This window comes from Pseudoalteromonas sp. GW168-MNA-CIBAN-0100, assembly GCF_040309225.1.
GTDB lineage: Bacteria > Pseudomonadota > Gammaproteobacteria > Enterobacterales > Alteromonadaceae > Pseudoalteromonas > Pseudoalteromonas arctica.
On the sequence record NZ_JBEOOL010000056.1, the window covers coordinates 1 to 9,281 of the forward strand.

A 9,281-nucleotide genomic window follows, 5' to 3' on the forward strand; every position below is an offset into this window, starting at 1 on the left:
TGATCATGACATTGAGATTTAGTTCAAAAAAATCCCCGCTAATTTCTTAGCAGGGATTTGTGTATAAGAGACAGCTTTAAAAGCGCCTTTCTTTATGAGCTAAAATTAATTACTCAACAGTTTGTGTAGCCGTTGGTAAGTTAAGTTCAGCATTTGCTTTAAGCGCTTCAATAAATACCATGTAGTTTTTATTAGCTTGCGCCATAGTAATGCTTTGTTTTGCTTGAGGGTCAATATTAGCTGCAACTTGTGCATCTGTTACCGACTTAAGCGCAACAATTGCTGCATCACCATTATTTAAATTAACAAGCTCAACTACCACAGAACCTGCTGGGTGAGCCATTTTAAATGTTTGAGTCACAATAGCAGGTGAAACAGTGTAGCTTTGACGTGTTAACTGCGCTTCTTGGCGAAGTGTTAAGCTCTGCTCGTTAGCTACATCGTTTAAGCTCTTACCTGCTTGTACTTCTGCAAATAAGCTACGCGCTTTTTCTTTAGCAAGCTCAGATGATTTTTCATTAACTAAACGCGCTTTAATTTGCTCGCTTACTTCATCCAGCGCTTTAGTAGCAGCAGGTTTATGCTCGTTAATACGAACAATAATTGCATGCTCCTCACCAAGCTCAATAACTTCAGAGTTTACTTTATCTTCAAGTAAATCAACTGATGTTAGTGCTGCTACAACTGCAGGGCTGTTTAAAGGCTCTGGTAGAGCATTAAGTGCTAAAAGAGGTGTAGATTTAACTTCAACTTCAGCAACTTCTGCAGCGTCGTCTAAGCGGTCTGAAATTTCAAATGCAAGTGCGCCCATTTCTGTTTGCTTTTCGTAAAATGCATCTACTTTTTCAGCTTGTTCTAATTCAGCACGTAAGTCAGCTTTAACATCGTCATACGCTTTAACTTGTTGTGGTTGAATGTCTGTAAGTTTAATTATGTGATAACCAAACTCAGAAGCAACAACCTCAGAAATGTCACCTTTGTTTTGCAGTGCGAAAGTCGCATCTTCAAATGCAGGGTCCATTACGTCACGTTCAATCCATTCAAGGTCGCCGCCCATTTCGCCACTAACGATATCGTCAGATGATGATTGTGCTAACTCAGCAAAGTCTGCACCTTGCTCTAGTTGTGCATGAAGTGCATTGGCTTTTTCTTTTGCTGCATCATCGTCTTCACTGTTATCAATTAAGATATGTGATACGCGACGTTTTTCAGGTTCTATGTACTGCGCTTTGTTTTGCTCGTAATACGCTTTAACGTCATCCCCGGTTACCGATTCAACATTAATATCTGCTGCTTTAAGCTCAATATAACTTACTGAAATAAGCTCTGGAGATAAAAATTGTGATGCGTTTAGCTCGTAGTAATCAGACACTTCTTGCTCTGATACTTCTACGTCCACGGCAAGCGCTTCTTTATTAATGACTAAGTAGTCAATACTACGAGTTTGCTGCTGTAGAGCAATTGCGCTTTTGAGCTCGCTCTCTAGGGCAAAGTCTGTACCTGCAACAGCTGATACAACCTGACTACGTGTCATATCTTTACGTAAGTATTCACGAAAAGCATCTGGTTGAAAGTTCATTTGACGAATTACTTGTAAGTAACGATCGTTATTAAACTTTTCACCAATTTGAAAGTACGGTAGCTCTAAAATTGTTTTACGTACACTTTCGTCGCTTACGCGAAGGCCTAAATCAGCCGCTAGCTGTGATTGCAATTCTTGTTGTACTAAGCGGTCAACTACACCTTGGCGAATTTGCGCCATGTAATTTGGATCAGCGGCAATTTGTGTAAAGTATTCACCAAATTGTTGCTCTAAACGGCTACGTTCATTTTGGTAAGCACGGTTAAAATCGGTTTGACTAATTTTAATTCCATTTACTTCAGCAACGGGTTGTTCTGTGGTTTGACCTAAGTAACTACCGATCCCTGCTAAGGCAAAAGATAAAATCACCGCGCCTAAAATTATTTTGGCTACAGGTCCTTGCGAACCTTCTCTGATTTTCTCAAGCATTTGTTTATCTCTTTTTGATCAAGGTATTTTACCTTGTCACATGTAAAAAAAGCGTATCTTACCAGATACGCTTTTTCACTTGAAGTAACTGGCGGTAAAGTTACTTAATTCATCTGTTGTGGTGAATCAGTAACTTTACACTCGCCATAACTAATGTGTTTAAAACAGTGATTAGTTTACTGCGTCTTTAAGCGCTTTACCGGCTTTAAAAGCTGGAATAGTTGCAGCAGCAATTTGGATTGTTTCACCAGTTTGCGGGTTACGGCCTGAACGTGCAGCACGGTCACGTACTGAGAAAGTACCAAAACCAACAAGTGCAACTGAGTCGCCTTCTTTTAGCGCGCCAGATACAGATTCGATGAATGAATCTAGTGCACGACCTGCAGCCGCTTTAGAAATGTCAGCATCAGCTGCGATTTGATCGATTAATTGAGATTTATTCACAATATCATCCTCTTTCATTGTTATTATCAAGAGCGATGGTTTTTTAAACTAACATCACTTTTTTGAAAATTGTAGAGCAAACTTTTAATGCTCACATGATTATATTTTTCTTAAGCCTACGCCCCATAAGGGCTAGGCTTGAAAACCAGTGCTTAACTTATCATACCGTTTAGATTTGAAAAGCCCTAAAAAGCACTTTTTTTAGCTTTTTTTTTGGTTTTTAGGTGTTTCGACCGAAAAACTCTCAACAGGATGCACTAAAGCAAGCTTTAACACCTCGTCAATCCAAGTAACTGGGTGAATATCAAGACCTGCCAGCACATTCTCTGGAATCTCTTTTAAGTCACGTTCGTTAATTTTTGGAATGATTACTGTTTTAATTCCACCACGATGCGCCGCCAATAATTTCTCTTTTAAGCCACCAATAGGAAGTACTTCACCACGTAGCGTAATTTCACCGGTCATTGCAACATCTGCTCGTACAGGGTTACCCGTTAAGCTAGATACAAGACCTGTTACCATTGCTGCGCCCGCACTAGGACCATCTTTAGGTGTTGCGCCCTCTGGTACGTGAACGTGAATATCACGTTTTTCGTAAAAATCGCTATTAATACGAAATGTATCTGCGCGATTACGTACTACCGTCATTGCCGCTTGAATCGACTCTTGCATTACATCGCCCAGTGAACCGGTATAAGTAAGTTTACCTTTACCTGGTACAGCCGCACATTCGATTGTTAGCAAATCACCGCCAACTTCTGTCCATGCTAAACCTGTAACTTGACCAATACGGTCGCCATCTTCAGCTTTACCATAATCAAAGCGTTGCACACCTAAAAAGTCTTCTAGGTTATCTTGATTGATAGTCACTGTTTTAGTGTCTTTTTCAAGTAAGATATTTTTAACTGCTTTACGGCATAGTTTTGAAATTTCGCGCTCTAGGTTACGTACGCCCGCTTCACGTGTGTAGTAACGAATAATGCCAATAATTGCACTATCTTCGATAACTATTTCAGACTCTTTTAAGCCATTACGTTTTACTTGTTTAGTAATTAAGTGCTCTTTTGCAATGTTTAGCTTTTCATCTTCGGTGTAACCCGATAAGCGAATAACTTCCATACGGTCCAGTAATGGGCCAGGAATGTTGAAGCTGTTTGATGTTGCTACAAACATGACATCAGATAAATCGTAATCTACTTCAAGGTAATGATCGGCAAAGTGGCTGTTTTGCTCAGGATCAAGCACTTCTAATAGTGCTGATGCTGGGTCGCCACGCATGTCTGATGACATTTTATCGATTTCATCTAACAAAAATAATGGGTTTTTAACGCCCACTTTTGTCATGTTTTGAATTAGCTTACCTGGCATTGAACCAATGTATGTACGACGATGACCGCGAATCTCAGCTTCATCCCGTACGCCGCCAAGCGCCATACGAACATACTTACGACCAGTTGAACGTGCAATAGATTGACCAAGTGATGTCTTACCAACACCTGGTGGCCCAACTAAACATAAAATTGGCCCTTTAAGCTTATTAGTACGCTGTTGTACCGCGAGGTACTCAATAATGCGTTCTTTTACTTTATCTAAGCCGTGGTGATCGCTATCAAGAATTTTTTGCGCGCCCGCTAAGTCTTTTTTCACTTTAGAGCGTTTTTTCCATGGCACATTAATTAATGTGTCAATGTATGAACGCACTACAGTCGCTTCTGCAGACATTGGCGACATCATCTTAAGCTTATTAAGCTCTGTCGTCGCTTTGTCTTGTGCTTCTGTTGGCATACCCGATTCTTCGATGCGTTTTTTAAGTGCTTCAAATTCGTCAGGTACATCGTCAAGCTCACCCAGCTCTTTTTGAATGGCTTTCATTTGCTCATTGAGGTAATACTCGCGCTGAGACTTTTCCATCTGCTTTTTAACGCGGGTACGAATTTTCTTCTCAACTTGCAGTAAGTCTATTTCGCCTTCCATTAATGCCATTAAATATTCAAGACGTTCTGTAACGCTTGAAATTTCTAGCACTTTTTGCTTTTCAGGTACTTTAAGCGGCATATGAGCTGCCATTGTATCGGCAAGGCGTGCTGGCTCATCAATACCTGAAACTGAAGTTAGTACTTCAGGTGGAATTTTTTTGTTTAGCTTTACATAGCCTTCAAACTGGCTAATTGCGCTACGAATAAAAATATCTTGTTCTTTCTCGTCTACCGAATCAGATTCAATAAATTGAGCATTAGCAACAAAAAAGTCATCGTTATCTACAAATTCTTCAATTTGTGCGCGCTGTGTACCTTCAACTAAAACTTTAACTGTACCGTCTGGTAATTTTAATAACTGAAGTACAGTGGCAATAGTACCGATACGATAAATATCATCTTGCTCTGGTTCATCTACAGTTGCATCTTTTTGTGCAACCAAGAAAATTTGTTTGTCTTTGTCCATTGCCGCTTCTAGGCATTTTATTGATTTTTCACGGCCAACAAAAAGCGGGATCACCATGTGCGGGTATACCACAACATCGCGCAGTGCAAGGACTGGGATTTCGACTCGGTCGGTTCTCTCAAGCGTCATTATAGTTTCTCTTCGCACTTCATTTATTTTAAAGATTACTCAAGTATATGGGGATAACCTAATTAAAGTTCAACAATTTTCCCATACTCGATTAAATTAATTATAAAAAAAGGAGCCTAAGGCTCCTTTTTTCATTCAAATAGCTTAAAAACTATTCTGATGCAGCTTTATCTTGTTTATTATTTTCATAAATCAAGATTGGGTCTGACTCACCTTTAATAACGGTTTCATCAATAACCACTTTGCTTACGTCATCCATTGAAGGAAGTTCGTACATAGTATCAAGTAACACACCTTCAACGATTGAACGAAGACCACGTGCACCTGTTTTACGCTCCATTGCTTTGTGGGCAATTGCAGCTAAGGCATCATCGCGAAACTCAAGTTCAACGTCTTCCATACCAAACAATACTGAGAACTGTTTAGTAATCGCGTTTTTAGGTTCACTCAATATTTGTACAAGAGCAGCTTCGTCAAGTTCTGTTAACGTAGCAACTACTGGCAAACGACCTATAAACTCAGGAATTAAGCCGTATTTAACTAAATCTTCTGGTTCTACGTCTTTAAATGTTTCACTTAAAGAACGACTCGCCGCAGATTCTTTTACGCTAACGCCAAAACCGATACCGGTATTTTTATGGCTACGTTGCTCAATTACTTTATCTAGGCCTGAAAATGCACCACCACAAATAAACAAGATTTTAGACGTATCTACTTGTAAAAACTCTTGTTGTGGATGTTTACGACCACCTTGCGGTGGAACAGAAGCAACGGTGCCTTCAATCAGTTTAAGTAGCGCCTGTTGAACGCCCTCACCCGATACATCACGTGTAATTGACGGGTTATCTGATTTACGAGAAATTTTGTCAATTTCATCAATGTAAACAATGCCACGTTGCGCTTTTTCAACATCGTAATCGCATTTTTGTAAAAGCTTTTGAATGATGTTTTCAACATCTTCACCTACATAACCTGCTTCGGTTAATGTAGTGGCATCGGCCATAGTAAACGGCACATCAAGTAGACGCGCTAATGTTTCTGCAAGTAATGTTTTACCACTACCTGTTGGGCCGATAAGCAAAATATTACTTTTACTTAATTCAATGTCTTGCTTAGTCGATTGGTTACGTAGGCGTTTATAATGGTTATAAACGGCAACAGACAATACTTTTTTAGCATGATCTTGACCAATAACATAATCGTCTAAGTGTTTACGAATTTCTTTTGGTACAGGTAGTTTGTCAGACGTATCATGCTTAGGAGCAATGTCTTTGATCTCTTCCCTGATAATATCGTTACACAACTCTACACATTCATCACAAACGTATACTGAAGGGCCTGCAATTAATTTACGCACTTCATGTTGGCTTTTGCCACAAAAAGAGCAGTATAACAATTTATTACTTTTGTCGCCGTCTGTAGGAGTGTCAGACATTCAGCTACCTCATTTTATTACGTTGGCCACCAAAACTGTTGGCGGCTATTTCAATACGCTTTAACTATACCAAAATTTATTAGTTTTCGCATAGTAACTCAAAGTGGCAAACAGGCAATCCTGCTCGCCAAGCGCTTACTTTTTGTCGCGATTTGTAAACACAGAGTCTACCAAGCCGTAATCTACAGCTTGCGTGGCACTCATAAAGTTATCACGATCTGTGTCTTTAGAGATAATATCTAATGGTTGGCCTGTATGCTCAGCCATTAAGCGATTAAGCTTAGCTTTAATAGACAGAATTTCTTTAGCATGTATTTCAAAGTCAGATGCTTGACCTTGGAAACCACCTAATGGTTGGTGAATCATCACACGTGAGTTTGGTAGGCAAAAACGCTTACCTTTAGCGCCAGCAGTAAGTAAAAAAGCACCCATGCTTGCAGCTTGACCTACACATATTGTACTTACATCTGGTTTGATGAAGTTCATTGTGTCGTAAATAGCCATACCCGCAGTTACTGAACCACCTGGTGAGTTGATGTATAAAAAGATATCTTTATCAGGATTTTCTGATTCTAAAAATAGCATTTGCGCTAAAATCAGATTTGCCATGTTGTCTTCAACTTGACCTGTTAAAAAGATAATACGCTCTTTTAATAATCTCGAATAAATATCATACGAGCGCTCGCCTTTCGGTGTTTGTTCAACAACCATTGGGACCAATGCATTTAGGGGATCTGTAATACCAGTATTCATACTTATTTAATTCCTTATGCGCTTATACTTATCCTTATTATAAGGAAGCATAGTTATCGTTTTTCGCAAATTTAGAGCCAAAAACTAAAATGGCCCGGGCACGCTGTATAAACAGAGTAGCACGAGCCATTTAATCGTTAGCGAGAGCTTAAGTCAATGACTTATTAAGCACCTTGCTGTGGATTCATGATGTCATCAAATGCTTTTTCAACATCAGTAACAACTGCTTTAGCTAAAATAGCTTCAACAGCTTGCTCTTCCATTGCTACATTACGCATTTGCTGCATAAGTTGATCATTACCTTTGTAGTATTCTACTACTTCAGTTGGATCTTCGTATGCAGAAGCTACCGTTGCGATTAATGCTTCAACTTTAGCGTCATCAACTTTAATCTCGTTAGCTTTAATCACTTCACCTAATAAAAGGCCAGTTTTAACACGTGTTACAGCTTGCTCGTGGAACAATTCAGCTGGAAGCTCTGGCATGTTTTGAGCGTCGCCGCCAAAACGTTGAGCTGCTTGCTGACGTAGAGCATCAACTTCTTGATCAACAAGTGCTTTAGGCACTTCGATTTCGTTGTTAGCTAAAAGACCTTTGATTGCTTGGTCTTTAACGCTTGCTTTAACCGCTTGGTCTAGCTCACGTGTCATGTTCTTTTTAACTTCTTCTTTAAGCGCGTCTACTCCGCCTTCGGTAACACCGAATTTAGTTGCAAACTCTTCGCTTAATTCTGGTAATTCTTGCGCTTCAACTTTTTTCACTGTGATAGTGAATTGAGCCGCTTTACCTTTTAAGTTTTCAGCGTGGTAATCATCAGGGAAAGTTACATCAGCAACTACTTCTTCGCCTGCTTTTTTACCTACGATGTTATCTTCAAAACCTGGGATCATACGACCTTGGCCAAGTTCTAATGGGAAGTCTTCAGCTTTGCCGCCTTCAAATACTTCACCGTCGATAGTACCTACGAAATCAACTGTTACACGGTCGTTTTCGCCAGCAGCTGCATCAACATCAGCCCACGCTGCGTGTTGCTTACGAAGTGTTTCTAGCATGTTAGCTAAATCTTCGTCAGTCACTGTTACCGCTGGTTTCTCAACAGTAATTTTATCTAAACCTTGAACTTCAACTTCAGGGTAAACTTCAAACGTTGCTGAGAATTCTAAATCTTTACCTGCTTCAAGTGATTTAGGTGCGAATGTAGGCGCGCCAGCTGGATTGATTTTTTCAGAAACGATTGCTTCAATGTAATTACGTTGCATTACTTCGCCAGCAACTTCTTGACGAACTGCAGGGCCAAAACGCTTGTTAATTACAGATACTGGAACTTTACCAGCACGGAAACCATCTATACGCTGTGTTTTTGACAGTTGTTGTAGGCGTTTTTTTACTTCGGTCTCAACGTTCTCTGAAGGAACGGTGATAGTTATACGGCGCTCAAGGCCTTGGGTCGTCTCAACAGAAACTTGCATGATTTACCTCAATATTCAATTTTGGCGACTGTTCGCCTTCCTTTACAAACAAAGTGATCTGCATGAGTCTTGATAAAGTTTAAGCGGTTTTTCACACTTAAAAGCATCCGTCGCTACCATGAGATACCATTGCTGCTTTGCCCTTCGGGCACTATGTTAAACAATAGACGCGGCATTATAACCTAATATTTATGATAGTCGAGTATAGGGGGCAATTATTTGGACTAGATAAGGGACTATAGAGACTAACTGAATAAAAAACAGGCTAACTAGGCATTGAATGGATTAAAGTAGAAATTATTTAATAGAATTATAGGCTAACAGATTTAGATTTATAACTTAGAGGAATTTACTTATTATTCTTATTAGATAAGAAAATGGTCGGCGATGCAGGATTTGAACCTGCGACCCCTTGGACCCAAACCAAGTGCGCTACCAAACTGCGCTAATCGCCGACATTGAAGAGTTAACTTCTTTTTTCATACTGAACACTTAAACTGAGAGTTTAAGACCATTTTAAGAAAATGGTCGGCGATGCAGGATTTGAACCTGCGACCCCTTGGACCCAAACCAAGTGCGCTACCAAACTGCGCTAATC

The 9,281-nt window shown here is 39.8% G+C and carries 6 protein-coding genes and 1 tRNA gene; all 7 read right to left on the minus strand.

Annotated elements, in window-relative coordinates; translation table 11 throughout:
• Positions 1-109: 109 nt before the first annotated feature.
• The gene (locus AAEY62_RS19885) at positions 110-2,011 is read right to left on the minus strand and encodes a SurA N-terminal domain-containing protein (RefSeq protein WP_350635885.1); all 1,902 of its coding nucleotides are present in this window, start codon (positions 2,009-2,011) and stop codon (positions 110-112) included.
• A 171-nt stretch (positions 2,012-2,182) separates the two neighbouring features.
• Positions 2,183-2,479, minus strand: a complete 297-nt coding sequence (locus AAEY62_RS19890; protein ID WP_290192505.1) for an HU family DNA-binding protein — start codon at positions 2,477-2,479, stop codon at positions 2,183-2,185.
• Positions 2,480-2,656: 177 nt separating this feature from the next.
• Entirely contained in the window at positions 2,657-5,026 is a 2,370-nt protein-coding gene (lon, locus tag AAEY62_RS19895) for an endopeptidase La (RefSeq protein ID WP_350635888.1), read from the minus strand.
• 151 nt (positions 5,027-5,177) lie between these two features.
• Entirely contained in the window at positions 5,178-6,461 is a 1,284-nt protein-coding gene (gene clpX, locus AAEY62_RS19900; RefSeq protein ID WP_002958344.1) for an ATP-dependent protease ATP-binding subunit ClpX, read from the minus strand.
• Between the two features lie 135 nt (positions 6,462-6,596).
• The gene (clpP, locus tag AAEY62_RS19905) at positions 6,597-7,214 is read right to left on the minus strand and encodes an ATP-dependent Clp endopeptidase proteolytic subunit ClpP (RefSeq protein WP_024590978.1); all 618 of its coding nucleotides are present in this window, start codon (positions 7,212-7,214) and stop codon (positions 6,597-6,599) included.
• Positions 7,215-7,378: 164 nt separating this feature from the next.
• On the minus strand, positions 7,379-8,683 hold the full coding sequence (gene tig, locus AAEY62_RS19910; protein WP_007580935.1) for a trigger factor: 1,305 nt from the start codon (positions 8,681-8,683) through the stop codon (positions 7,379-7,381).
• 378 nt (positions 8,684-9,061) lie between these two features.
• Positions 9,062-9,138, minus strand: a tRNA-Pro gene (locus AAEY62_RS19915).
• Between the last annotated feature and the right edge of the window lie 143 nt (positions 9,139-9,281).

Coding starts and splice junctions, on each gene's coding strand:
- AAEY62_RS19885 (WP_350635885.1), bottom strand. CDS start 2,011: ATGCTTGAGAAAATCAGAGAAGGTTCGCAAGGACCTGTAGCCAAAATA.
- lon (WP_350635888.1), bottom strand. CDS start 5,026: ATGACGCTTGAGAGAACCGACCGAGTCGAAATCCCAGTCCTTGCACTG.
- clpX (WP_002958344.1), bottom strand. CDS start 6,461: ATGTCTGACACTCCTACAGACGGCGACAAAAGTAATAAATTGTTATAC.
- clpP (WP_024590978.1), bottom strand. CDS start 7,214: ATGAATACTGGTATTACAGATCCCCTAAATGCATTGGTCCCAATGGTT.
- tig (WP_007580935.1), bottom strand. CDS start 8,683: ATGCAAGTTTCTGTTGAGACGACCCAAGGCCTTGAGCGCCGTATAACT.